This is a genomic window from Citrobacter sp. Cf072, assembly GCF_030334485.1.
In the GTDB taxonomy this organism is placed as follows: Bacteria; Pseudomonadota; Gammaproteobacteria; order Enterobacterales; family Enterobacteriaceae; genus Citrobacter; species Citrobacter freundii.
Map to the genome: position 1 here is coordinate 1 of NZ_JAOWDX010000041.1, position 23,684 is coordinate 23,684.

Genomic DNA, 23,684 nt, shown 5'->3' on the forward strand with positions numbered 1-23,684 from the left:
AAAAACTGGGCATGAAATACGAATGAACATTTGTTTGATATCGCGATATCAAGCGCAATAAACAGAAATGAAGCAATGGAGTAGTTATTGTGAATGTAAATTTCTTTGTCACCTGTATTGGTGACGCACTGAAATCACGGATGGCACGAGACTCCGTATTGCTGCTGGAAAAACTGGGTTGTCGCGTTAATTTCCCCGAGAAGCAAGGGTGTTGCGGTCAGCCAGCCATCAACAGCGGTTACATCAAAGAGGCGATCCCCGGGATGAAAAACCTGATCGCCGCCCTGGAAGACAACGACGATCCGATTATCTCCCCGGCAGGCTCCTGCACCTACGCGGTAAAAAGCTACCCGACGTATCTGGCGGATGAGCCCGCATGGGCGCTGCGCGCCGAGAAGGTTGCCGGACGTATGCAGGATCTCACCTCTTTTATCGTCAACAAACTGGGCGTGGTGGACGTGGGTGCCAGCCTGCAGGGCCGCGCTGTGTATCATCCTTCCTGTAGCCTGACCCGCAAACTGGGGGTGAAGGAAGAGCCGCTCACGCTGCTGAAAAACGTGCGCGGACTGGAGCTGTTGACGTTTGCCGATCAGGACACCTGCTGCGGCTTTGGCGGGACGTTCTCGGTCAAGATGGCCGAGATCTCCGGCGAGATGGTGAAAGAGAAAGTTTTACATCTGATGGATGCGAAGCCGGAGTTTTTGATCGGCGCTGACGTCAGCTGCCTGCTGAATATTGGCGGCCGACTGCAACGCGAAGGCCAGCCGGTCAAAGTGATGCATATTGCTGAAGTGCTGATGAGCCGCTGAGGGGAAAGAGATGTCGATAAAAACCAGCGATGTAGAATTTAAACTGCGTATTCGTCAGCAGATAGAAGATCCGATTATGCGCAAAGCCGTGGCTAATGCGCAGGAGCGTATCGGCGCGAATCGGCAAAAAATGGTCGATGAGTTAGGCCACTGGGAAGACTGGCGCGATCGTGCCAGCCAGATCCGCGATCACGTTCTGAGCAACCTCGACGCTTACCTGTACCAACTCTCCGAGAAAGTGACGGAAAACGGCGGACACGTCTATTTCGCCAAAACCAAAGAAGACGCCACTCGCTACATTTTGCAGGTCGCGCAGAGTAAAAATGCGCAGAAGGTGGTGAAGTCCAAGTCGATGGTGACCGAAGAAATCGGCGTCAACCATGTGTTGCAGGATGCCGGAATCCAGGTGATCGAAACCGATCTCGGGGAATATATCCTGCAGTTGGATCAGGATCCGCCTTCGCACGTCGTGGTTCCGGCGATTCATAAAGATCGCTACCAGATCCGCCGCGTGCTGAACGAACGTCTGGGGTACGACGGCCCGGAAACCCCGGAAGCTATGACCTTGTTCATTCGTCAGAAGATCCGCGAGGATTTCCTCAGTGCCGAAATCGGTATTACTGGCTGTAACTTTGCCGTGGCGGAAACCGGCTCGGTGTGTCTGGTGACCAACGAAGGCAACGCGCGCATGTGCACCACGCTACCGAAAACGCACATTGCGGTGATGGGCATGGAGCGTATCGCGCCGACCTTTGCCGAGGTGGATGTGCTGATTACCATGCTGGCGCGCAGCGCCGTGGGCGCACGTCTGACGGGCTACAACACCTGGCTGACCGGCCCGCGTGAGGCGGACAACGTTGACGGACCGGAAGAGTTCCATCTGGTGATTGTCGATAACGGTCGCTCGCAGGTGCTGGGCTCAGAGTTTCGCGATGTGCTGCGCTGCATCCGCTGCGGAGCCTGTATGAACACCTGTCCGGCGTACCGCCACATCGGCGGGCACGGCTATGGCTCTATCTATCCCGGCCCTATCGGCGCGGTGATTTCTCCGCTGCTCGGCGGCTATAAAGATTTTAAAGACCTGCCGTACGCCTGTTCTTTGTGCACGGCTTGTGACAGCGTCTGCCCGGTGCGTATTCCGTTGTCAAAACTGATCCTGCGTCATCGCCGGGTGATGGCCGAGGAGGGCATTACGCCGAAAGCCGAGCGACGGGCGATCAAGATGTTCGCCTATGCCAATAGCCATCCGGGGCTGTGGAAAGTCGGGATGATGGCGGGCGCGCATGCGGCGAGCTGGTTTATCAATGGCGGCAAAACCCCGCTCAAGGTTGGCGCGATTGGTGACTGGATGGAGGCGCGCGATCTGCCTGATGCTGACGGCGAGAGCTTCCGCAGCTGGTTTAAGAAACATCAGGCGCAGGAGAAAAAGAATGGATAACCGTACCGCGTTTTTAAACACCATCGCCCAGGCGCTGGGTCGCCCGCTGCGCTTCGAACCGCAAGCGGATGCCGCACCGGTTAACAACTATGCCAACGAACGCCTGACCGAGCTTAGCCCCGAGCAGCGCTGCTCTGCGTTTATCCAGTTTGCCAGCGAAGTGATGCTGGCCCGCTGCGAACTGACCAGCGAGGACCAGGCCGCAGACGCGGCACTGCGCCTGTGCGAAGAATTGGGTCAGCAGCCGGTGGTGCTGAGCGGCGACAGCCGGCTGGTGGAGCTGGGCATCACCGAACGCTTGCAGCAGGAATGCAACGCCGTGGTCTGGGATCCGGCGCGTGGTAGCGAAAATATTACCCAGGCCGAGCAGGCGAAAGTCGGCGTGGTGTATGCCGAATATGGCCTGACCGAGTCCGGCGGCGTGGTGCTGTTTTCCGCACCGGAGCGCGGGCGCTCCCTGAGCCTGTTGCCGGAGTCCTCTATTTTCGTGCTGCGTAAAAGCACCATCCTGCCGCGCGTGGCGCAGCTGGCAGAAAAACTGCATCAGAAAGCACAGGCCGGTGAGCGTATGCCATCGTGCATTAATATCATCAGTGGACCCAGCTCGACGGCGGATATTGAGCTTATCAAGGTGGTTGGGGTGCATGGTCCGGTGAAGGCGGTATATCTGATTATTGAGGATTGTTGAGGCAGGATGGAAAACCGCTCTGGCGCTGTGGGCCAGAGCGGTATCAACGTTATGCAATCATGCTGATGATCAACACGATTATCAGGCCAACCACGGAGTTTACCAGCTCCAGCAGACCCCAGGTTTTCAGCGTATCCTTCACCGACAGATCAAAGTAGCCTTTGAACAGCCAGAACGAAGCATCGTTGATATGGGTCAGCGTGTTGGAGCCAGCCGCTGTTGCCAGCACCAGCAACGCCGGGTCGACGCCCACCAGTTGACCGGTTGCCGGGTCGAGGATTGCTGCGCTAATAATCCCCGCCGCCGTCATGGCTGAGACCACGCCCTGACCCGTTGCCAGACGAATCAGCACGGTTATCAACCACGCCATGATGTACGGAGAAATGTTGCCGTGCGACATCAGCATGCCGATGGTATCGCCGATGCCGGTATCGATAATGGTTTGCTTCAGTACGCCGCCTGCCACTGACTGCCGGAGCAGGGACTGCGCTGACTCTGTAAATCCGCCGCTCTGTACGTTGGGATTGTTAATCCGAGTAACTAAGTAACACGCTATACCTTGACTCCTTATGCTTACATGCTTGCACATCGTTACGGCACAAAATTCAACTGTGGCAAAGCAAGTGCGCTGTTGCGTTCTCTTGAGTCCGAAGAAAATGACGAAACCAGGAGCATGCCCCTGGCTTAGTTATATCGACGTTATTTCTGCTCGGCTTTCAGGTGTGCGGTCTCTTTACCCTGCGCCTCTAACTGATTTACCACCCAGTCAAACACGACCTGTGTGCCGATCGGACCATCCTGCGACAAGCGCGGATCAGGGTCAAAGGCCGTTTCAATCACATAGGGGTTCTGAAGGCGTGTTTTGGCGACGTGAACCATCCTATCTTTATCATTCGGGCGCAGCATATCCACCTTGTTCAGACAGACCAACACAGGCTTGCCCTCCGCCTTTAACTTCTCCAGTGTCTGCACATCATGACCTGACACACCACGGTTGACGTCTACCACCAGCAGGAACAGATCGGTATGCTTGATATTATCATTCACCAAGTCATTGACCTCGGAACGCACGTCGTGAAATCCAGGGAAGTTAATAAGTTTAATAGTACCTGTGTGACCAAGGTCATACACCTTAGTATCGGATGTAGAGCCAGCAATAGGATTGATATTGCCGGTATCAACACCGAATACGCTTTTAAAGAGCGCATCTTTGCCGACGGAACCATCTCCCACTACGCTGATAGTCAGGCGTTTTAATACGTTCTGACGCAGCATCGCGATATGTACGATCGCCGGAACCGTCTTACGAAACGCAGGGCCTGCAATTTCTACCGCCAGCCATGCACCGGAAGCTATCCAACCAATTGGCCCCAGGAATGCACCGACACCGCGTACCAGAGCAGCATTTGCCGCAAAGTTGAGGCCATTACCCATCAGCGAGCGGGCCAGCATGTTGGCCAGAATAACGGACATCCGATACACCGCAAAGCCGCCAAACTGGTTCAGCATCACCTGTGAGGCCATTAATGTACCCGCCAGAATTGCCCCCTGATCTTTCTCGGAAAGGTTCATCGAACGCATTAACGCACTGCGTTCTTCATCACTCATTTTTTTCAGTGCATCGGAAAAGAGATGCTGAATGATGAACTCTTCGTTGAGCTCTACCGACATGTTTTTGTTGACCCCTTTAACCTTAAGCTTTTCGCCAACATCACAGACGATTTCTTCATATTCCACACCTTCGCCACTGCGAAACAGGCTGGCAATATCATTGCTGCCCATTTTGCGCAGGTAATGGGCAATTTTTTCAGCATCGGAACGGGTGCTGCTGCGCTCCATCTGTACCTTCAATTCTTCCTTGGTGGTGCTAAGATAGCCAAGCAGTGGCGTAATATCTTCTTTGTTCTGTGCCAGCGAGCGTTGTAATACATCAACGAGTGAAAGAGTTTTGTTCATTATTTTTTCCTTTTAAACAGGTACTGCGCCATACCGCTGCACCTGCGTTCACTGTATAAAGTTAGGCTAATGCCAAGACAAGATTATCGCTACCCGCTACCGGATAAATGGTAATACGCATCTGCGCTAAAGCTGCGCCTGCCGCACTCCCGAGCAGCGCGCCGGTCAACGCGCCAAGCATGCCGCCGCACATCGCCCCCACCACCGTTCCGGTTGCCGCCCCTGCGGCACAAAAAACAATCACACGCCCGGTTGAAGCATCTTTAAACTGAACCGTAATACGGTGCGCTTTGCAGAAATCACGCAGTTCGCTTTCAACGTTTTGCAGCAAGCTAGCCGGGATTTCGAAGCGTGTCCCTTTGGCTTTCACGGCAATAAAGGCTAACAGTTTACTGATCTGGTCTGGACTCGCAATTTGGATATTCATCGTTTTATCTCTTCGTTTGTGTGTAGTGATATAACTAATGCGAATTGCGTGCCAACTTTCAAATAAAAAATTAATCGTTACTTATCAAATAATTATAAATTTCATGTTATGTTGACTTCATTGTCTAGTGATGAAAACATTATTTAATATTTAACTTAATGATGAAATCGACACTGTGGATATTCGAATTATCAATTTTAGCGAAGAGAAACGTCCCGCCGATTTGGCGCTGTATTGGTATCAGGCCGGCTTGAAATCATCCCGCCAACAGACGGTTTCACTTACCGGTGATATCACAGACATGATTTCGCAGGCCGTAATGGATGAATGGAAGCAGGCGCTGAATCTGCTTGTGAAACAGGAAAATATCAAAGCACTGGAGAAAAGATATCCGAACTTTATGCAGTGGATCGCGTTAATTACCGCTCAAGGACCCGGTGTTGTATTACAAAATGAACATAACCTATTTTCCGACTTAGCGATAACGGATCCCTACGATCAGGTTAATGACCGCCTCTTTGTCAGTCAGGCGCGAACTATCGTGACGCGCAAAACGGTTTTTTTGTTGCCAGACAGCTCGCCATCAAGCTCAGCGCTGTATCGGGAGGATGACCGTAACGAATTTATCCGTTCCCTTTCTGCATTCCTCAGCGCAGGAAATACCTCTATTGCACTGGCAAAATCCGGAAATAAAACCGGCGGAGATGTTTCAATTTTCAACACCGTGCTGGCGTCGCTGTTTGCCAGGACTTCGCAATTACGGTTGGATGAAGACACAGGTATTCACATCAAGCATGGCCCCTTGCTTATCGAGGGAGATACCGGCACTGGAAAAAGCGCGGCGGCTAAACATCTGGCTACGAAGATGGGTAAAGCAATGGTTGAAATTAACCTTGCCGCAGTCAGTGAAACATTGCTGGAAACCCGCATGCGGGGATCAACGAAAGGTGCATTTACCGACGCGATCGACAAAAATGGCTTTTTTGAAGAAGCACATAATGGTGTGCTCTTCCTGGATGAATTGCAAAGCGCAAGTTTGGCCTCACAAACACAGTTACTGGATTTATTGTCCGCTATCAGTAACGACGTCTGGATCAGCAAAGTGGGGGAGGATGCGTCGAAGACAAAATACGATGTCAAAGTGGTACTCGCGGTCAATGAGCCTGTCTCGCGCCTGCTGGCCGAAGGTCGGTTACGCCGCGATTTGTTTCACCGTATCCGAGACGTAGTGAAATTCAAATCACTCAACGAGCTGTTTGCTGAGGACCGTGCTCACGCGTTGTTAACACTCATCCTCACGCTCTACCGATGGAAATCCTTTAACCAGCCCGTTTTTGCCAGCGATGGAAAATCGATGCAGGCGCTGTCGCAGCTTTTTACGGTTTATGAAGAGGGTGTTATAGATAAAATATTGTGCGCTCCTTGGCCAGGAAACTTTCGCCAACTAGAACGCTTTGCGTGGGATCTCTTCTTTGTCCTCGGTGACAGAACCAGAGTGACCAACGAGATTATTGACAGTCTGCTCAAAGAGGAAGCAAATCGTATTCCTGCCTCGTTTATTGAAGCACAGCAAATCAACAACGAGCAAACTGCCCCCACAATATTCAGCGAAGTGGAAAACATTATCAAAAAAAACCATTTCAACTTGAAAGCCTCACTGCCTGAACTCGGTGTGTATCGTCTGCGAACCTACAATGCTCTGAAAGGATTCATTCGCGAAAACAGAGCTCAGTTCAGTAAGGGATTTCTGGCTGACTCCAAAATTACGAAGATCATCACCTCCGAGATTGCAGGACGGAAGGGACCTGAAAACTATAAGCCGATCACTTCTTAAGGGCGGGCTGAAATGGTCTGATGAACTGTGACAAACTTCCGGAAATATCACTAAAGCAACTGGCTAGAGCATTAATGTTACCAGCGGTACGTCAACAAAGAATCTGATGTTTATTTTTTGCGCATATGCTGTCCGCACTCCGGACAGCAGCGAATACCATAATCTTCATGCTGACAGAGCACGCAGAAGTAATCCTTTTTTGAAGGCGCTGTGGCGTATATATCATCACGTTCCATCAGTGCATTCACAGCCTGGTCAAAAGTGGATACCGATTTATCCTGGGTAATGCTCCGGTACTCACAATGCGTTAACCTGCGTTCGTCAGCGTCTTCCAAGTTATGTTCGAAATAACCTCCGCTGTCATGCGTCCAGTGCAGACGCAGGGGATTGTTGCAGGAACGGTAGAACCAGATCCCCCGTGAATGCGGAGCCAAATCCCAGAGGTGAGTGACTACGCCCTCGTGGTCAAGGGCGGTACGAATAGTGCGAAATTGCATGGTGTAAATACTGTCATGGGATCCTGATAGCAGGTGGAAGATAACGCAGGTGTATTCTGCGCAACGTTCGGTACTGTGGTCACCGGTACGACAGGGCAGGCAGTAGCGCTCGCTGAAGCAACCAAGGCGGTGCCCGTCGGCCTTGCGTACCAATGGTAACGACGCAGCATGCGTTTCCGTCGCGCCTCCAGCGGCTCACGGGGCACATACGGGCAGTGGCGTCCGTTCTCCGCCAGATCTTCCCATGTGTGCTAGAACCACGGGTGGTTGGAGGCCCATTCAGGGTGGAATGCCAGCGCACTGCTGCAGAGGTGGCAAGAGTAGCGGTCGTAAGGGGAAATCTGTGCAGTGGTGGCGCCTGTAAGAAGCTGATTGCCATCAAGCGCGATAAAAGATTTGGCGTAAGTCGTCATAATATTGGTCCTTTGGCGTATGACGCGCAGGCGTAAACCGTCCCGGGGAGGGCAGCAGTGCAGGTCATATGACTGGTGGCGTTAGATCACACGGGCAATGTGATTACGTTCGATAGATTACTGACGGGACTGAGCAATACGTTGCTGTAGCCAGGCCTCCACTTCGCTTTCAAGCCAGCGAGAGCTACGACCAAGTTTGATGGGTTTAGGGAACTCACCCAATGAAATCAGTTTGTAGAACCATTTGTCGGTTAAGCCGGTCAGTTTTGTGATAAACGCCATATCGACAAACTTGTCGTTAAGAAGGCTGGTTGGGATGGTCATCGTTTTTTCTCCGTTGGTGATAAGGGAGAAGAAGCCAGGTATTCGAATGGTGCAGACTTCTTCAAACGATGACGCACTGGCGTAATTTTTTAGCCGATAACGCGACTCCGGGGTCTGCCTGTTACGGACACTACCGGGACTGCGCTGACTCTGTAAATCCGGCGCTCTGTACGCTGCGACTGTTTACCCAGATAGCTCAGGATGTACTGCATACCTTCCCTTCCTCTGCGATCTGAAAAGTTGATTACTCGTTCACCTCGCACCCGGTAATGTCCCTTAGGCTCACACCGGTGCGCGTAGCCTTCTCCGTCCGTAATGTCCTCCCACAGCAACTGGATGGATTTCCAGAAGCACCAGGCCTTCCGGTGGCTCTGACCATTGATATAAAACGCCGCATGAATGTGGTAACGGTGATCTCCCCCATATTCCATTACCCAGGCATATCCCTCCAGACCAGATATCTCTGCGCATTGCTCAGTCAGCCATGTCATCTCAGCCGCCAGTTGATGAATATCACCATACGCGTATGAATCAGAGTTTTTCCTGTATGCGAAATCCACCCGAAGCATGAGTAATTTCGAATGACAGTCAAATAACCGGTCCTGATGGTTAAATAATACTGACTGAAGAGAATAGTCTGGTTTGTGGTTTGAGTTGATTACGTATTCCATGATAAATATCCCATAACAGTTATTGGTCATGAGATTACGGGAGAGATTAATTTTTTATGCAGAATACCGATTCAGGTTGTCAGCCATGAAAGTATGTTATTGCGTATCATTTTTCACATGTACTGTAACAGTAATTTCTTATTGTAAAATGGAATGAATGTTCATCACACTGGAAAGTCTGACAATCATTATGCTTTACGGCAAATAATAAACAATGATGTTAGTAAACATTGAACGTACCGGGATGTCTGAAAAGAAATCATCATCCGGTAGACGAAGAAATGCTGTACTTACTGAAGAGTCATTATTCCTAGATACAAAGGTGTAAGCAGTTGGACAAGTAACACTTCTTTATAAAATAACATTAATAACCTTAATGTTTCTTTTCACACAATCAGTAACCTCCAGAGAATACGCTCACCACGCAGGTTTAAGTTATTCACGCCATGGTGTTCTAATGATATTAGAACACCATTTCTGTCTTCCCCGACTTGATACCTGTACAGCAGGCATGTGCTCATGAAAGATTTGTATACGCATACTTTTTGACTCCCGGAACGGGTCACCCTGCCACTGTAATATTTACTGCAATAGTATTTTGCCGTTATTTATGCCGGTACGGGCTTTTCTTCCTGATTACTCCCCCGGTATTTTCAGGCACAAAAAACGTGGAAGTAAGAGAGTAATTATTGGTTACTCAGGAAAAACATTCCATGCGCGGCCCGGAAAACATGAAAAAAGGTAAATTCATGACGGGCTAACGTATTTATTTTCGAGGGGAAACTGCATTCTCCCCGGCGATAACAATCAGACCACAGAATGCTCTGCAACTGGATGACAGGATAAGATACTCCCTGACCAGGTAAACACAGTCGGAAAAACAGTCTCGCTGTAAGACGCTGATCGGAAGTAACGGAACACCCTCAGTCGCCTGAAAAGACAGTCAGAATCGTTTTCACCTTAAAATCATGTCATAACAATCTGAAACAACAGAAAAAAACAAACACACAAAAAATGACAAACAAATTATATATAATTCATTTAATTCAATTAATTAAGAGACAATCATAAGCTCTGAATAATGCTTAAAAGGCTATGTTTTACCATGCCGGTTCTGTGATCTAATCACTCTTAATTCAGAGCTTTATACGATATAATTCGGAGGTATAAAAACAGAACCAGTATTCGGGAGAGCAGAATGAGAAGGGACGGACTGAATGATTTTTATGAAGTGAACTTTCTGAGGTTAAGGGAGATAGATGCCACGTATCCATCGGAACCCATACGTTACGTGGACCTGGCTGACATATACAGCTTCATCAGCTTTAAAGATGCAGAATGTGAAAAAATACCGCCTGATAAACTTTCCACTAAAAAAAGAAAAACGCAGGTAACAGATGGCTACGCATGCAATCTTTTGTCGGACATTCTTAAATATGAGAATTCATTACACCCTGGCTCACCCCGTTCTCTCGTGGGAACGCATAAACATTTGAAACTTCATTGCGAAGCAACTCCAGAATATAAAGAGGAACTGAAGAAAAATCTTATTCACAAAGAAGATGTGTTACTTAAAATCCAGAATGAATATGACACAATAAAAAATAAAGCATCCGGAAAAATTTCAATAATCCCGATAAGTTTTCACCTCAATGACGAAACTGGCGGGTTCCTTCAGCACATCACCGATGACTTAACCATGATTAACATGGCCTTTGCCTCGATGATGAGTAAAATAAAACACCGCACAATGTACAGCCGGATAGCAGGACATGTAAGACTGGGCATGCTGGATGAGAATTTTGAGCCTTTCGCCCATGTGTTATTTTTTATTCAGGGCGGGGCTGTCAGTCATGACTTCATAAGGGAAATTATTGAGGTCTGGTACTCATTCATCCCTGAAGACATTGAATGCAGGGCAGGTATTTCTGGCTTCGACTTTAATTTCTTACTCAACTTCCAGCGTGAAGTCATCAACAAACAAAAAAGTTCTCCCACGCCAGGAGGAATAACTTTTTTCATATCCGACATACTGAATCCGTTCCCTGATGTCACTGCACCTGGCTATCGGCGTCATGAACCCTGCACATTATTCTCCCGTCTGCTCAGAAGAACAGAAAGGGAAGATAACATCAACAGAACCCACCGACGACGTCTTGCTGACAGGGAGACAGAAATCAGTGCGACTAAAAAAAAGAGTGGTTATAACAAACTAAAAAACACATCAGCAATTCACAGGGAATATTTTTTAAGAATTGCAAAAAAAGTCAACAAAATTCCTTTTATGCGTACCATAAACTGAATAAACATATCTGCGGGGCGTGCGCCCCTGCTGATATCTGAATAAAATGCTATATCCGCATTTTTAAATTTTTCTCAGTTATATATCACCTCAGTGAATTCCCTCCCGTTTACTTCAGTCAGGCCATCCCCACCGGATGGCCTTTTATTATGCCGAGGCTTATATGAAACATCCTTCGGGCTATGCCCTTATCCGTCGCCATCTGCGGCGCTATCCCCGTATTCTGCGGCAGCATCTTCTCCGGGAGCTCAGCCGCCTCGTCGCGTATGAACCCGTGATTGGCATCATGGGCAAGACCGGCGTCGGCAAATCCTCGCTGTGTAATGCGTTGTTCCGGAGTGAAGTCTGTGCGGTGAATGCCGTGGAGGCCTGTACCCGTCAGCCTCAGCGTGTACGTCTGCGCTTCGGTAACCATTACCTGACGCTGGTGGATTTACCCGGTGCGGGAGAGAGCATCAGCCGTGACAACGAATACCGTGAGCTGTACCGCGAACTCATGCCACAACTCGATATGGTGCTGTGGGTGCTCAAGGCCGATGACCGCGCATTCTCGGTGGAAGAGCTTTTTTATCAGGAGGTATTCGCACAATACAGCGGACCGCTGCCACCGGTGTTATGGGTCCTCAACCAGGTGGATAAAACCGAACCTGCAGCGCACTGGAACTGGTTATCGGCGCAGCCATCAGCATTGCAGGCTGAACGTATTATACAGAAACAACAGACCGTGGCCCGTCAGATGGGAACAGCAGAGACGAATATTCTTCCGGTGTCAGTCAGGGGGCGGTACCACCTTCCCCGTCTGGTGGAGGCGATGATTACCCGTCTCCCAAAGCAGGCCCGCAGCCCGCTGGTGCCTCACCTGCAAAGCGGGTACCACACCCCCGGCATTATCACTACCGCCCGCAACAGCTTTGGCGATGCCGTGGTGGAAGTGATTGACGCAGTCATCGACCTGGCCCCGTTGCCACAGGCTGCACGTTACGCGCTCCAGACCGTCACACACACCGTGGCCCGAGCGGCCCGGACCGTCTGGTCCTTCTTCTTTGGCTGACTTCCACATCGATTAGCCTGTCTTCCGTTTCGATAAATAATTTTGCCCTGTCACGATCGATTTTGTCGATCGACCCGATCGGTTTTATTCATTATCCCTGGTAAATATCCGGTTATAGAATTCCTCAGGGATACTGTATTCAGCCATTTACTGATTAAAAATCAATGCGATGAATCGCAGGAGCGCATTCGTCCGGAGAAAAGTAATGAAAAGGTTTTTTATGATACTAACCACCAGTCTGTTGTTCACCTCACTTCCTTCCCTGGCCGCCAGTGATACGCCCGTTACAGTGAAGGTCAGCCATGCCGGTCCTGAGTGCTATGGCTGCGTCTATGTCACCGTGACAGCAAAAACCGACACCGTTCTGATAAAGAAAATCGATGTTAACCGGGGAAAATGTCCGATGCTGACACACCGAAAAATAGCCTACAGGGGCCGGAACGTGGACGGCTGGTGGCCCACAGATAAACCGTTCACACCCCGTAAAATGACCTTCGCTGAGAGTGTCTTCTGGAAATTTGGTCACACTTTGGATTTTGGTAAAGCCTGCAATTTTGTTGAGGCCCGGGTGTTCACCGATCAGGGCACATTCACCGTCAGCCAGTGATATCGCCAGTATCACTTATCAGCCCTCTTTCTTAACGCGTCTCAATGTCTTCAGGAGAGACCCGTATCGTCTTAACCATCACCCTCAGGGAATACTATGAAAAAGAAAATACTGCTTTTCACTCTTCTGATATCTGCTCTGACTCCGGCAGTGTCACAGGCCTTCGGTAACCGTGATACCTGGGCCAGCGGCTGGGGTCAGGGCGTGTCTGAGTTTGTAATTCTGGGGAAAGGACAGTCACAGCTTTACCTGACCTGCGAAGACACCGGCTCACAAGCGGCCACCCTGACCTTCACCGACGCAAACGGTCATCAGGTCAGGATGGATAACGGCCAGTCGCTGGACATGAAAATTGACGATGAGGAGCCTGTCAGCGTCAGTGACAGCGAGTCACATGTGGGCTCAGACAACGTGGCATGGGCATGGGATAAACTGCGCACCGGTAAGCGGGTCATTGTGTCCGGGGAGGGCGTAAAGGCAGCCGTGTTTACGCTTAACGGTGCGGGGAAGGTCCTTCCCGCGTTCGGGGACAGCGGCTGTCTGCCGAAATATGCCCTGCCGTAATAAAGACAGGTAACGCCTTTTTTCTGAATTCATTCACGCTCACGACAACAGGAACCTCAGTCCATGACGCATATCCCGGTTCAGGCAGCACACACCCGCCAGCCCTGACCACTGCATCAGTATTTCACACCGCCGACGCCCTGCTCATTTGAGCGGGGCGTTTTCTTTTGTTTCTCATCAGGGATCAGATATGCAGACCACTGATAATGCGTCGCTGCCACCCGGCCCCTTCACCCGCCGACAGGCGGAAGCCATGGCCGCACGCTATCTCAACGTCACCGTCGAAGACGACCAGGGCCCCATTTTCGTCTGGTCATCCGCGACTGCCGTGGCATGCTGATATGGCGGGACTGGAATTTTGCCCCGCAGGCCGGAGAGATGCTGAACCGCTATCTCATCAGCGACGGTATTCCTGTGTCACCACAGCCACTGAGCCACTGAGCGGCGAAGTCCTGCTCATTTTTCAACAGAACACAGTCCCCCACAGGCCATGCACCTTCCGGAGCATGGCCTTTCTGCTTTTATGCCCTTTAACCCGATATCAGAGGTATTAACCATGCGCTTAGCCAGCCGTTTTGGTGCGGCCAGTCTCGTACGCCGCGACCGCCCACTGACCCGTGATGAACTGGCACACTATGTGCCCAGCGTATTCAGTGAAGAAAAGCACGAATCACGCTCAGAACGTTATACGTATATCCCGACCATCACACTGCTTGATAATCTGCAGCGGGAAGGCTTCCAGCCGTTCTTTGCCTGCCAGACCCGCGTTCGCGACCTGAATAAACGCGACCACACAAAGCACATGCTGCGTCTGCGGCGTGAGGGGCAAATCACCGGTAAACAGGTCCCCGAAATCATCCTGCTTAACAGCCACGACGGCTCCAGCTCATACCAGATGCTGCCGGGCCTGTTTCGCTTTGTCTGCCAGAACGGACTTGTCTGTGGCGAAACCTTTGGTGAGGTTCGCGTACCGCACAAGGGGAATGTGGTGGATAAAGTCATTGAAGGGGCTTATGAGGTGCTGGGGATATTTGACCGGGTGGAGGAGAAGCGGGATGCCATGCAGTCACTGCTACTTCCTCCGCCGGCACAGCAGGCGTTTGCCAGAGCCGCCCTGACGTACCGCTTTGGGGAAGAGCACCAGCCGGTGACGGAAGCACAGATTCTGTCTGCGCGACGCTGGCAGGATGAAAGTTCCGACCTGTGGACCACCTACCAGCGTATCCAGGAAAACCTGATTAAAGGCGGTCTGCCGGGCAGAACAACGAAAGGTAAACGGGCCCACACCCGTGCGGTTAACGGCATTGACGGCGACGTGAAGCTCAACCGCGCCCTGTGGGTAATGGCGGAAAGCCTGCTCGGGAGCCTGAAGTAATGCAGTGTATTCCTGGCGGCGTGATTCAGGTTTCGCCACATCCGTTCTCCCTGATCAGTGAGCAAAGCTGCCGCTCCATCTCTGATGACGACCTGTGCGCCTGGTGCTCTCACCTTCTTTATCGTCCCGGTGAACTCAGCCAGTGCGGCATAAGTATCCCTGAGGGGCACTGGCCTTCACGCTGTGATGATGATGGCTATGTGCAGTTCTGTCCGTCACTTTGTCACAACAACCCACATGAAAATACAAAGGAAATCAAATGAACAACATACTCACCCTGACCAGTCCGGTGACTGAATCTCTCACCTCACCACGTACTGATACAGACCGCATCGAATGCATGCCCGTACCCGATGAACAGCGTGCCGCCTTCTGGCCGCAGCAGTTTGGCAGCATACCGCAGTGGATAACCCTTGAACCCCACATTTTTGGCTGGATGGACCGGTTTTGCAGGGACTACAGCGGCGGGATATGGAATTTCTTTACCCTCAGCAATGGCGGTGCATTTATGGCCCCGGAGAACGAAAACGATGAGAAATGGACACTGTTTAACAGCATGAACGGTAACGGCGCAGAGATGAGCGCTGAGGCTGCCGGGATAGCCGTCTGCCTTATCGCTTACAGTCATCACGCCTGCCGCACCGAATGCGATGCCATGACGGAGCACTATTATCGCCTGCGGGACTATGCCCTGCTGCACCCGGACTGCCACGCAATTATGCGTATCATTGATTAGGGGAATAACCATGACGAATCCGGCCCCCTTACCCACGTCATCGCAGCCTGATATGTTCCCGTCACTGACCTCACCACACCAGGAAGTCCCCCTGTCCCCGTATGCCCGGCGAACGTTACGGCGGGCAATGAACCTGCTGGAGCGCCAGTTGCGTGAACCCGGTGTGGCCTTCACCTCCGCCGGTGCCACCCGGGACTGGCTGCGTCTGCGCCTGGCAGGGGAAGAGCGCGAAGTGTTTATGGTGCTGTTCCTCGACAACCAGAACCGCCTCATTGCCCACGAGATACTGTTCACCGGCACTATCAGTCATACCGAAGTCCATCCCCGGGAAGTGGTGAAAGCCGCCCTGAAACATAACGCAGCCGCCGTCATCGTTGCCCATAACCATCCGTCAGGCCTGGCGGAGCCCAGCCAGGCTGACCGCCGCCTCACGGAACGTCTTAAGCAGGCACTGGACCTGGTGGATATCCGCCTGCCGGACCATCTGGTGGTTGGCGGCATGGAAGTAGTGTCATTCGCTGAACGCGGCTGGCTGTAAGGAGAGCAGCGATGAAGATTATCAGCAAACGTCAGGCGATGGCGCTATATCGCCAGCATCCTGAGTCCAGGCTGTTTCGCTTCTGTTCCGGAAAATACGCCTGGTCCGGCAGCGTCTGCCACTATGCAGGGAAGGAGGTCCAGGATATCAGCGGCGTCCTGGCCGTGTTCGCTGAACGTCGCCAGGACCGCAACGGCCCGTATGTCGTTCTGCGCAGCGTCACCCTCAGTTAACTCATATTCAAGGAGCACGACCTTGTTGAATAAAACACTGCCGGCAAATCATCATATTTCTGAACCGTGGTGGGGACTGAAACGTAATATCACCCCGTGCTTCGGTGCACGGCTGGTACAGGAAGGCAACCGGCTGCATTATCTGGCCGACCGCGCCAGCATCACCGGGACATTCACCGACGCGGATTTGCGCCATCTCGACCAAGCGTTTCCGGTACTGCTGAAGCAAATGGAACTGATGCTGGTTTCCGGCGAACTCAGTCCCCGCCATCAGCACTGCGTCACGCTGTATGCAAAGGGACTGACCTGCGAGGCTGACTCACTCGGATCGCATGGCTATATCTATATAGCGATTTATCCGACACCATCAGTAACGTCATAACCCCCGCAACACCTTTCTTTTTACCCCTTCAACAACGAGATACCCCTTATGCAAACACAACCCGTATCCCCGGCACGGGAGGCTTCTCCACGTCTGTCACCCGTGGAGATTTGGCAGCGACTTCTGAGCCACCTGCTGGATCATCACTACGGTCTGGCGCTAAACGACACGCCGTTTGGCAACGACGACGTGATTCAGGAGCACATTGACGCCGGTATTTCCCTGTGTGATGCCGTCAATTTTATCGTCGAAAAATACGATCTGGTACGCACTGACCGTTACGGATCCAGCACTACAGAGCAGTCACCGCTTATCAGCAGTATCGATATTCTCCGCGCCCGTAAGGCCTGTGGACTGATGACACGTAACGGCTACAGAGCGGTGACAGATATCACTACAGGCAAATACAGCAAGATGACCCGATGAAGCTGTCTCTCAACGTGGAAGCTGATGCCATCAACGTTCTGGCCCTCAACATGGGGCGTATCGCAGTGGATGTCGATGGTATTGAATTGTCCGAACTGATCGCCGCGGTAAACCAGAACGGCTGCTCACTGCGGATCGCGGATGAACCTGGGAAGATCGCCGTTGAATTCCCACGGCCCCCTTTTACATCATTACCGGGGATGTGCTGCAGTACTGCGCACCTCACGGAGGAAGACAATTCACTGTTGTACGCCCTGTCACATCAGCGCGAAGACTTCGGCGAGTCGGAATGGATTATGTACACTGGTTCAGGTTATCTGATTCGCCTGTATGCCTGGTCGTTTCCGGTATTACGGCTCAAACGCCTCGGACTGTCGAAAGCCTGCCGCCGGTTAGTGATAACGCTTATCCGTCGCTACGCCGTTGGCATTGTTCATCTGGATGCCTTTGGCGAAGTGCTGCCCGGCTTTGACGTTTTCGACTGGTAACCCCACCTCAATCACCACAAGGTTTTCACATGCCAGAATTAACCACTGAAACCGCTCTCGATATTTTGATTTGCTTGCTGCAGGACAACATCTGTTGCGACAGCGGGATTATCTTCGATAACGACGAAGTAAATACCGATTCAGCCGTGCTGTTGCCATGGATTGAACAGGCACTCAGGGATGTTCGCGATCTTCAGCGTCTGCAGCAGACCAGTACAGATTAATTACCTGTCCGTACTCATCACTTACCCATAAGCGCCAGCCCTCACCGACTGGCACTTTGCTTTATATAAGGAAATAAATGATGTCAGACCTTACTCTTAACGAACCCGAAGTATTAACCGGCCACACAGACGTTATTTGCTCCACCAGCATTGAGCGCATCGTCACCGGACGTAATGCGGCGCTGGCGCAGATTGAAGTGCTCATGCAACAACTTAGCGATATTGCAACACTGACCCGCAGTATTGGCGGTAAAACCGCTCTGGACTGGGCCATGAAGCAGGAATTCCGCCGTGGTTGCTGGTTGATGGAAAAACCAGAAACAGCGATGAAAGCCATTACCCGTAATCTCGATCGTGGTATATGGCGCGATTTAATGAAAAAGTCAGGGATGCTTTCCATCATGGACGCTCAGGCTCGTGATCAGTGGTACAGAAATCTTGGGGGGGAGAACATTCCTGCAGTCAGCGAAGCCAACATTCTGAGCACTTTTGAGCAACTGTATCTGAATAAAGGTGATGTGTTTGAGCGGGGTGTCATTAACGTCTTCAAAGGGTTGAGCTGGGATTTTAAGACGAACAGCCCCTGTAAATTTGGAGGGAAAATCATCGTCAGTGGGCTAGTCAAATGTGACCGGTGGGGATTTGGGCTTCTCTGGGGCTGGCAACGCGATCGGTTAGCTGACCTTGAGCGGATGCTGATGCTTCTGGACGGAAAACCGGTTCCCGACAACCGTGCCGACGTCACCCGTCGTCTCGCCAATCATATCCATGAAAACAGGCACAGCAATCGTTACGAGGATGAGATGTTTGCAATCAAATACTTTCAGAAGGGAACTGCTCATATCACCTTTAAGCGGCAAGAACTGGTCGATAAGCTGAATGACATCATCGCACGTCACTACCCTGGAATGCTGGCATCCGGACAGTAATCAGGGGCCTGCACATATGTGAAATGTCAGTATCAGTGCAGAGTTAAACAAACCCCTTGCCAGGTTCGCCTGCTTATGGACAATATGATACTGACGTTCCTGGTGCTTTTCTTCTGGTGGTTTGTTACTGGATTCTGTAACGCACCAGGAGCGTCACCAGACAAAGGACCATCATAAAGTATCAACACATCAGCCTGAGGCGAGTATCCCACTTATCGTCACCGATTCGGGTTTCGGATTCATACCAATCGGGAATGAGGGTACAAATGAGGGCATAAATATAATCACATCAAAAATTTTACTTATAAATCATAAAGATAAAACAAAAGATCGATTCGAGTCCGGCACCACTATTCAGAAGAACCCGCCTATGGCGGGTTTTTTGCTTTCAGGGTTCTGCTAGATTTCTGATCGTTCTGTCCACAGCGACTCCTACCTACCCTACCTCATCACGCCAGTTAAACCTTTCAGTGAGACCACGATGGTACTGCAAAAAATATAGCGGTATCAGGCACACCTCCTTTTCTGACGTGCTTAACCGTAGGCCAGATTTGAGTAATTTATCTGAACAGCCTTGGGCACTGAACCAGCGGGTGAAGGAACTGGGCATAGAGTAGCCAGGATTCTGCAGGTAGCGAATAACCCGATCGCGTTGCAAGGTACGCACATTCATCCCCAGGGGCTGGAACTGGTCGCCGCCTCGATATCTGAAGCAAACGCCAGGGAGTAAAGGCCAACCTTAATCTACAATTGCCATCATACCGAGCAAATAGTGAGTCAACGAGGAATCTGGATGGTGAAAACAAAAATCATACAGCCAGTGCAGGGGGCTCATGCCTATCCGTTGCTGATCAAGAGCCTACTGCTGTCGGGTGGGCGTTCTCATCCCGAGCGAGAAATCGTCTACGCCGATAAGCTCCGTTACGACTATCGTACCCTCAAACAGCGCATTCATCGCCTGGCAAACATGCTGACAGCGGCCGGTGTCATGCCTGGAGACACCGTCGCCTTGCTAGATTGGGACAGCCATCGCGCCCTCGAGTGCTTCTTCGCGGTCCCCATGATTGGGGCCGTGCTGCACACGGTGAACGTCCGCTTCTCGGCGGACCAAATCGCTTACACCATGAATCATGCCGAGGACAACCTGGTACTGGTGCACGACGACTTCTTGCCGGTTGTCGAGTCACTGGCAGAGACACTGACCACTGTCCGGGGATACATCCAGCTTAGTGACGAAGAATCGAAGGCGACCAGCCTGCCGGTGCTCGGGGAATATGAGACCCTGCTGGCCGCAGCGGGAGAACTCTTTGACTTCCCCGACTTCGATGAAAACTCGATAGCTACCTTGTTCTATACCACTGGAACCACGGGCAATCCCAAGGGAGTCTACTTCAGCCATCGCCAGTTGGTCCTGCACACGCTCAATGAGCTGGGTCTCCTGGCTGCCCACGAGGGACAGTCGCTGCTACGATCGAACGATGTCTACATGCCGATCACCCCTATGTTCCACGTGCATGCCTGGGGCGCTCCTTATGTCGCAACAATGCTGGGTGTGAAGCAGGTATACCCCGGTCGTTACGAACCCAACAAACTGGTGCGGTTTTATCACGATGAGGGTGTGACCTTCTCGCATTGTGTGCCAACCATTTTGCAGATGATCCTTGAGTGCAAAGAAGCCACGCAGACTGATCTGTCAGGATGGAAGATGTTACTGGGTGGCAGTTCACTGTCCCTTGGACTGGCGACACAGGCCCACCATAGGGGCATACGCATTCACGCCGGCTATGGCATGTCTGAGACCTGTCCCCTGCTCTGTATGACCCACTTAAGCGATGCCGAGCTGGCCCTTCCCATGGATGAACAGTTACCCCTGCGGATTCGGACCGGCCTGCCTGTCCCGTTGGTGGATCTGCGTATCGTCGATGGCGAAGGTCGGGAGGTGGTGCACGACGGAGAAGCCCTGGGCGAAATAGTGGTGCGAGCCCCTTGGTTGACTCAGGGCTACCTGAAGGAACCCGAGAAAGGAGCTGAGCTATGGAATGGCAGTTGGCTGCACACCGGCGACATAGCCTCTATCGATCCCCATGGAATAGTGGAAATCAAGGATCGCATCAAAGACGTAATCAAGACGGGCGGTGAGTGGATAAGCACGCTGGAGCTTGAGAGCCTCATCAGCTCACACGCGGCGGTCAGGTCGGTAGCCGTCGTCGGGATACCTGATGAGCAGTGGGGCGAACGCCCCCTGGCTCTGGTGGTTTGCAAGGAAGGGGAGGACCTGGAGCCGCAAGCCATAGCGACATATCTACAAGGATTCGTCGACCGCGGCCACATCACTAAATGGGCGATCCCACGACAGATAAGGATAGTCCCGGATATTCCCAAAACCAGCGTTGGCAAGATCAACAAGCGCCTGATTCGGGAGCTCGAAACCAGCAATGGGAAGGATATCATTTAAGCGATCTGTCGCATTCACAGCGTAAGGTTAACAACAGTCGCACTGCTTATATTTCAGGTAGCTTGCCGATATCAATGCTCTGCCGGGGAACTCACCGTCCCCGCGCGGTTGCTGATCTCCCCTTTAGCTACATGGGGTTCTGGTCGAGGTCAGATCCTGCTGGACGAAAACCCGTCCTCAGCGCCTTCCATCCAGCCTGATCATTTACCTAAATCTGCTTTATTCAACAACGCCAGATTCACCCTCACTCATGCTTTCTTTGCTTTGAATAAACCGCAGCGCTAAATAAAGGTCTGGTGCCAGAATCATGTCGTCGTCTTTCATTGTCGGTCGACTCTCTTTAAACCAGCGTGTTAACTCCGTTTTCCGGCCCGCAAGAATTAACTTAATCTGCCGCCCCTTCAGGTCCCGTTTTAACTCATTAATGGTTGCCAGGACGCTGATATCTGAATAGGTAAAGCAAGAAACGGCGTCAATGACCACCCATTTAGGTTGTAGTACTGCACCATCGACTAAATTCAAAACGCGGCGCTTAAAATAGGCCACATTAAAATAGGTCAGCGGTGAGTTAAATCGGTACATCAACACGCCAGGGATCATTTTCACATCAGTTGAATTACCTAATGAGTGAATCATCCCATTTTCGTCAATTCCCAATAAGTGTTCAGTAGGACGAAAAACTGTGCGCAGGAACTGCAACAGACCCAGCAATACCGCAAGGCCGATCCCCTGAATAACACCAATAATCAGAACACAGCCAAAGGTGAAGAACGCCAGGCGAAATGCGGGTTTATTTCTTCGCCTCAGATTCCAGAGTCCGCGTAAATCAATCAATGACCACGATGCATAAATTAGAACAATGCCTAATGCAGATACCGGAATAAATGGTAATGGCTGCGTGAAAAATACCACGACAATTCCGATGATTAAGGCTGCAACAACGGAAACCAGCTGGCTTTTCCCTCCGGTGGAGTCATTTACCGCAGTCCGGGAATCGGCTCCGCTAATCGCAAACCCCTGAGATAAGCCAGACATCAGATTCGCAACACCCAAAGCCCTGAACTCAGCATCAGCATTTATTTCGTATCCATTTTTCGCGGCAAAACTGCGAGCGGTTAGCATCAGGCTAACAAAACTGACTAATGCCAGGTTCAGCGCAGGGATCAATAAATCACGTGCCAGACCAGGCTGAAATGAGCCCCAGTGAACAACAGGCAAACCAGACTGGAAGCCCGATCCCCCAATAGTGGCAATACCATACTGCTGTGCAGATGTGATCCATACCAGCGCCGTTGTTATCACAATTGCAATCAACGGTGCTGGCCATTGGCTACGAAACGTTTTGATAGCTATTAAAATCGCTAACGTTAGGATGGAGATCCCTAAGGTTAATAAATGAATTTCCGAGAGTCGGCCTGGCAGGGCAATAATCTTCTCTATCACTTGCTCTTCATCAAGCGTAATCCCCAGCACCTTACCGAGTTGCCCGACAATAATCGTCACGGCAACGCCGTTAAGCAGCCCCGTTAGAATGGGATGAGAAAGCAGATCAGCAAGCGCACCCAGGCGAAACTTACTGGCAAGTAGACACCATCCTCCCATCATCACGGTCATGACGATTGTTAACTGCCAGTGGAGTTCTGGATTTCCGGCAGAAAGAGGAACCACAACTGCCGCAATTACCGCGCAGGTCGTGGCATCAGGGCCAACAATCAATTGGCGGGAAGAACCAAACAGTGCATAAGCTAGCATTGGCAAAACGCAGGAATATAACCCGACGATAGCCCCGACTCCCGCCAACTCAGCGTAAGCAATCGCAACCGGTAGTGCTACGGCAGCAACGGATAACCCGGCTTTAACATCATGTTTTAGCCAGCTTTTATCGTACGCTAATAAATTTTTTAGACCCGGCATGTAGTTTAATACCATTTTTCCGAACACTTTATTCTCCGGATTGACCCTTACTAATAGATAAAGGTACACGTAACTGCCGCAGGAGATCCTGATATTTTCGGGAGGTAATACAGATAATTCAGATTGGGTGTTTATCGCGTATGCCGCAGAATGGCTTGTGTTATGCAGGCTCAGGATATTATTGCTTTGCACCCGATGGTGCTGCGATGTGCGTGATGCGCTACGCTTATCAGGCCTGCACAATCAATACGTTCAGCCCGGCGGTTTTTACCCCGCACACACGCAAAAAAGCCCATCCGTCAGGATGGGCTTTTTCACTTTAATTGATGCCTGGCAGTTCCCTACTCTCGCATGGGGAGACCCCACACTACCATCGGCGCTACGGCGTTTCACTTCTGAGTTC

The 23,684-nt window shown here is 51.2% G+C and carries 25 protein-coding genes, 1 rRNA gene and 3 pseudogenes; 20 read left to right on the top strand and 9 right to left on the bottom strand.

Annotation, left to right across the window (positions count from 1 at the left end):
- The first annotated feature begins 89 nt into the window (after nt 1–89).
- The 3 genes from OGX66_RS07845 to OGX66_RS07855 are packed head-to-tail and all read left to right on the top strand — an operon-like array spanning nt 90 to nt 2,935.
- Entirely contained in the window at nt 90–809 is a 720-nt protein-coding gene (locus OGX66_RS07845) for a (Fe-S)-binding protein (RefSeq protein ID WP_088902777.1), read from the top strand.
- 10 nt (nt 810–819) lie between these two features.
- Nucleotides 820–2,247, top strand: coding sequence for a LutB/LldF family L-lactate oxidation iron-sulfur protein (locus OGX66_RS07850; protein WP_003830092.1), 1,428 nt, complete (start codon nt 820–822; stop codon nt 2,245–2,247).
- A complete protein-coding gene (locus OGX66_RS07855; RefSeq protein WP_000370411.1) occupies nt 2,240–2,935 on the top strand; it encodes a LutC/YkgG family protein in 696 nt (231 codons plus the stop codon). Before OGX66_RS07850 ends, OGX66_RS07855 begins: the two co-directional genes overlap by 8 nt.
- Nucleotides 2,936–2,984: 49 nt before the next feature.
- Here the strand turns inward: OGX66_RS07855 and OGX66_RS07860 are convergent.
- The 3 genes and pseudogenes from OGX66_RS07860 to OGX66_RS07870 all read right to left on the bottom strand — a co-directional run.
- Nucleotides 2,985–3,398 (bottom strand): annotated as a pseudogene (locus OGX66_RS07860) (GntT/GntP/DsdX family permease); the annotation flags it as partial.
- 236 nt (nt 3,399–3,634) lie between these two features.
- A complete protein-coding gene (locus OGX66_RS07865; RefSeq protein ID WP_040229904.1) occupies nt 3,635–4,891 on the bottom strand; it encodes a GTPase in 1,257 nt (418 codons plus the stop codon).
- Between the two features lie 61 nt (nt 4,892–4,952).
- Nucleotides 4,953–5,318, bottom strand: a complete 366-nt coding sequence (locus tag OGX66_RS07870) for a hypothetical protein (protein WP_040229907.1) — start codon at nt 5,316–5,318, stop codon at nt 4,953–4,955.
- Nucleotides 5,319–5,493: 175 nt separating this feature from the next.
- Here OGX66_RS07870 and OGX66_RS07875 point away from each other — a divergent pair, with 175 nt between their 5' ends.
- Nucleotides 5,494–7,152 (top strand): sigma 54-interacting transcriptional regulator, encoded by a 1,659-nt coding sequence (locus OGX66_RS07875; RefSeq protein WP_137397612.1) that lies wholly within the window; start codon nt 5,494–5,496, stop codon nt 7,150–7,152.
- A gap of 110 nt (nt 7,153–7,262) precedes the next feature.
- Here OGX66_RS07875 and OGX66_RS07880 read toward each other — a convergent pair whose 3' ends face one another.
- The 4 genes and pseudogenes from OGX66_RS07880 to OGX66_RS07895 all read right to left on the bottom strand — a co-directional run bounded on the left by OGX66_RS07880 (nt 7,263) and on the right by OGX66_RS07895 (nt 9,057).
- On the bottom strand, nt 7,263–7,649 hold the full coding sequence (locus OGX66_RS07880; protein ID WP_001160600.1) for a putative zinc ribbon protein: 387 nt from the start codon (nt 7,647–7,649) through the stop codon (nt 7,263–7,265).
- A 63-nt stretch (nt 7,650–7,712) separates the two neighbouring features.
- Nucleotides 7,713–8,062, bottom strand: a pseudogene (locus tag OGX66_RS07885) (DUF7828 domain-containing protein); the annotation flags it as partial.
- Between the two features lie 117 nt (nt 8,063–8,179).
- Nucleotides 8,180–8,386, bottom strand: a complete 207-nt coding sequence (locus tag OGX66_RS07890) for a helix-turn-helix transcriptional regulator (RefSeq protein ID WP_049855636.1) — start codon at nt 8,384–8,386, stop codon at nt 8,180–8,182.
- Between the two features lie 89 nt (nt 8,387–8,475).
- Nucleotides 8,476–9,057, bottom strand: coding sequence for an inovirus-type Gp2 protein (locus OGX66_RS07895; RefSeq protein ID WP_171278907.1), 582 nt, complete (start codon nt 9,055–9,057; stop codon nt 8,476–8,478).
- Between the two features lie 1,198 nt (nt 9,058–10,255).
- On the opposite strand from OGX66_RS07895, the gene OGX66_RS07900 reads away from it, so the two are divergent.
- The 16 genes and pseudogenes from OGX66_RS07900 to OGX66_RS07975 all read left to right on the top strand — a co-directional run bounded on the left by OGX66_RS07900 (nt 10,256) and on the right by OGX66_RS07975 (nt 21,367).
- Complete coding sequence (locus tag OGX66_RS07900; protein ID WP_047660998.1) at nt 10,256–11,359, top strand: hypothetical protein; 1,104 nt, start codon at nt 10,256–10,258, stop codon at nt 11,357–11,359.
- Nucleotides 11,360–11,522: 163 nt separating this feature from the next.
- Nucleotides 11,523–12,410, top strand: a complete 888-nt coding sequence (locus OGX66_RS07905; protein ID WP_047661008.1) for a GTPase family protein — start codon at nt 11,523–11,525, stop codon at nt 12,408–12,410.
- A gap of 205 nt (nt 12,411–12,615) precedes the next feature.
- The gene (locus OGX66_RS07910) at nt 12,616–13,017 is read left to right on the top strand and encodes a hypothetical protein (RefSeq protein WP_047660999.1); all 402 of its coding nucleotides are present in this window, start codon (nt 12,616–12,618) and stop codon (nt 13,015–13,017) included.
- A 96-nt stretch (nt 13,018–13,113) separates the two neighbouring features.
- Nucleotides 13,114–13,581 (top strand): YfjT/YkfB family phage-associated protein, encoded by a 468-nt coding sequence (locus tag OGX66_RS07915; RefSeq protein WP_000727137.1) that lies wholly within the window; start codon nt 13,114–13,116, stop codon nt 13,579–13,581.
- A gap of 190 nt (nt 13,582–13,771) precedes the next feature.
- A pseudogene (locus OGX66_RS07920) lies at nt 13,772–14,022 on the top strand (DUF905 family protein).
- A gap of 115 nt (nt 14,023–14,137) precedes the next feature.
- Nucleotides 14,138–14,956 carry a DUF932 domain-containing protein gene (locus tag OGX66_RS07925; protein ID WP_001234374.1) on the top strand — a complete coding sequence of 273 codons (819 nt, stop codon included), beginning with the start codon at nt 14,138–14,140 and terminating at the stop codon, nt 14,954–14,956.
- The gene (locus tag OGX66_RS07930; RefSeq protein ID WP_038633754.1) at nt 14,956–15,219 is read left to right on the top strand and encodes a hypothetical protein; all 264 of its coding nucleotides are present in this window, start codon (nt 14,956–14,958) and stop codon (nt 15,217–15,219) included. The genes OGX66_RS07925 and OGX66_RS07930 overlap by 1 nt, the downstream gene beginning before the upstream one ends.
- Before the next feature lie 77 nt (nt 15,220–15,296).
- Entirely contained in the window at nt 15,297–15,692 is a 396-nt protein-coding gene (locus OGX66_RS07935; RefSeq protein WP_052322945.1) for an antirestriction protein, read from the top strand.
- A gap of 52 nt (nt 15,693–15,744) precedes the next feature.
- The gene (gene radC / locus OGX66_RS07940) at nt 15,745–16,230 is read left to right on the top strand and encodes a RadC family protein (RefSeq protein ID WP_038642868.1); all 486 of its coding nucleotides are present in this window, start codon (nt 15,745–15,747) and stop codon (nt 16,228–16,230) included.
- A gap of 11 nt (nt 16,231–16,241) precedes the next feature.
- Nucleotides 16,242–16,463: a DUF987 domain-containing protein gene (locus tag OGX66_RS07945; RefSeq protein ID WP_038633763.1), complete on the top strand. Its 222-nt coding sequence runs from the start codon at nt 16,242–16,244 to the stop codon at nt 16,461–16,463.
- Between the two features lie 22 nt (nt 16,464–16,485).
- Nucleotides 16,486–16,845 carry a type IV toxin-antitoxin system YeeU family antitoxin gene (locus OGX66_RS07950; protein WP_038633768.1) on the top strand — a complete coding sequence of 120 codons (360 nt, stop codon included), beginning with the start codon at nt 16,486–16,488 and terminating at the stop codon, nt 16,843–16,845.
- Between the two features lie 48 nt (nt 16,846–16,893).
- Nucleotides 16,894–17,271: a TA system toxin CbtA family protein gene (locus OGX66_RS07955; protein WP_040063377.1), complete on the top strand. Its 378-nt coding sequence runs from the start codon at nt 16,894–16,896 to the stop codon at nt 17,269–17,271.
- Complete coding sequence (locus OGX66_RS07960; protein WP_040063379.1) at nt 17,268–17,759, top strand: DUF5983 family protein; 492 nt, start codon at nt 17,268–17,270, stop codon at nt 17,757–17,759. Before OGX66_RS07955 ends, OGX66_RS07960 begins: the two co-directional genes overlap by 4 nt.
- A gap of 29 nt (nt 17,760–17,788) precedes the next feature.
- Complete coding sequence (locus tag OGX66_RS07965; RefSeq protein WP_047661001.1) at nt 17,789–17,983, top strand: DUF957 domain-containing protein; 195 nt, start codon at nt 17,789–17,791, stop codon at nt 17,981–17,983.
- Nucleotides 17,984–18,063: 80 nt separating this feature from the next.
- The gene (locus OGX66_RS07970) at nt 18,064–18,912 is read left to right on the top strand and encodes a DUF4942 domain-containing protein (protein ID WP_040229927.1); all 849 of its coding nucleotides are present in this window, start codon (nt 18,064–18,066) and stop codon (nt 18,910–18,912) included.
- A 793-nt stretch (nt 18,913–19,705) separates the two neighbouring features.
- On the top strand, nt 19,706–21,367 hold the full coding sequence (locus OGX66_RS07975; protein ID WP_270923116.1) for a fatty acid--CoA ligase: 1,662 nt from the start codon (nt 19,706–19,708) through the stop codon (nt 21,365–21,367).
- 219 nt (nt 21,368–21,586) lie between these two features.
- Here the strand turns inward: OGX66_RS07975 and OGX66_RS07980 are convergent, their stop codons facing one another.
- Nucleotides 21,587–23,308, bottom strand: a complete 1,722-nt coding sequence (locus tag OGX66_RS07980; protein ID WP_003844994.1) for a SulP family inorganic anion transporter — start codon at nt 23,306–23,308, stop codon at nt 21,587–21,589.
- Between the two features lie 301 nt (nt 23,309–23,609).
- A 5S ribosomal RNA gene (gene rrf, locus OGX66_RS24610) occupies nt 23,610–23,684 on the bottom strand; the annotation flags it as partial.

What these genes read in the sequence shown, in the direction of transcription:
- OGX66_RS07850 (WP_003830092.1), top strand. Translation starts at nt 820, where the DNA reads ATGTCGATAAAAACCAGCGATGTAGAATTTAAACTGCGTATTCGTCAG.
- OGX66_RS07855 (WP_000370411.1), top strand. Translation starts at nt 2,240, where the DNA reads ATGGATAACCGTACCGCGTTTTTAAACACCATCGCCCAGGCGCTGGGT.
- OGX66_RS07865 (WP_040229904.1), bottom strand. Translation starts at nt 4,891, where the DNA reads ATGAACAAAACTCTTTCACTCGTTGATGTATTACAACGCTCGCTGGCA.
- OGX66_RS07870 (WP_040229907.1), bottom strand. Translation starts at nt 5,318, where the DNA reads ATGAATATCCAAATTGCGAGTCCAGACCAGATCAGTAAACTGTTAGCC.
- OGX66_RS07880 (WP_001160600.1), bottom strand. Translation starts at nt 7,649, where the DNA reads ATGCAATTTCGCACTATTCGTACCGCCCTTGACCACGAGGGCGTAGTC.
- OGX66_RS07890 (WP_049855636.1), bottom strand. Translation starts at nt 8,386, where the DNA reads ATGACCATCCCAACCAGCCTTCTTAACGACAAGTTTGTCGATATGGCG.
- OGX66_RS07895 (WP_171278907.1), bottom strand. Translation starts at nt 9,057, where the DNA reads ATGGAATACGTAATCAACTCAAACCACAAACCAGACTATTCTCTTCAG.
- OGX66_RS07900 (WP_047660998.1), top strand. Translation starts at nt 10,256, where the DNA reads ATGAGAAGGGACGGACTGAATGATTTTTATGAAGTGAACTTTCTGAGG.
- OGX66_RS07905 (WP_047661008.1), top strand. Translation starts at nt 11,523, where the DNA reads ATGAAACATCCTTCGGGCTATGCCCTTATCCGTCGCCATCTGCGGCGC.
- OGX66_RS07910 (WP_047660999.1), top strand. Translation starts at nt 12,616, where the DNA reads ATGAAAAGGTTTTTTATGATACTAACCACCAGTCTGTTGTTCACCTCA.
- OGX66_RS07915 (WP_000727137.1), top strand. Translation starts at nt 13,114, where the DNA reads ATGAAAAAGAAAATACTGCTTTTCACTCTTCTGATATCTGCTCTGACT.
- OGX66_RS07925 (WP_001234374.1), top strand. Translation starts at nt 14,138, where the DNA reads ATGCGCTTAGCCAGCCGTTTTGGTGCGGCCAGTCTCGTACGCCGCGAC.
- OGX66_RS07930 (WP_038633754.1), top strand. Translation starts at nt 14,956, where the DNA reads ATGCAGTGTATTCCTGGCGGCGTGATTCAGGTTTCGCCACATCCGTTC.
- OGX66_RS07935 (WP_052322945.1), top strand. Translation starts at nt 15,297, where the DNA reads ATGCCCGTACCCGATGAACAGCGTGCCGCCTTCTGGCCGCAGCAGTTT.
- radC (WP_038642868.1), top strand. Translation starts at nt 15,745, where the DNA reads ATGTTCCCGTCACTGACCTCACCACACCAGGAAGTCCCCCTGTCCCCG.
- OGX66_RS07945 (WP_038633763.1), top strand. Translation starts at nt 16,242, where the DNA reads ATGAAGATTATCAGCAAACGTCAGGCGATGGCGCTATATCGCCAGCAT.
- OGX66_RS07955 (WP_040063377.1), top strand. Translation starts at nt 16,894, where the DNA reads ATGCAAACACAACCCGTATCCCCGGCACGGGAGGCTTCTCCACGTCTG.
- OGX66_RS07960 (WP_040063379.1), top strand. Translation starts at nt 17,268, where the DNA reads ATGAAGCTGTCTCTCAACGTGGAAGCTGATGCCATCAACGTTCTGGCC.
- OGX66_RS07965 (WP_047661001.1), top strand. Translation starts at nt 17,789, where the DNA reads ATGCCAGAATTAACCACTGAAACCGCTCTCGATATTTTGATTTGCTTG.
- OGX66_RS07970 (WP_040229927.1), top strand. Translation starts at nt 18,064, where the DNA reads ATGTCAGACCTTACTCTTAACGAACCCGAAGTATTAACCGGCCACACA.
- OGX66_RS07975 (WP_270923116.1), top strand. Translation starts at nt 19,706, where the DNA reads ATGGTGAAAACAAAAATCATACAGCCAGTGCAGGGGGCTCATGCCTAT.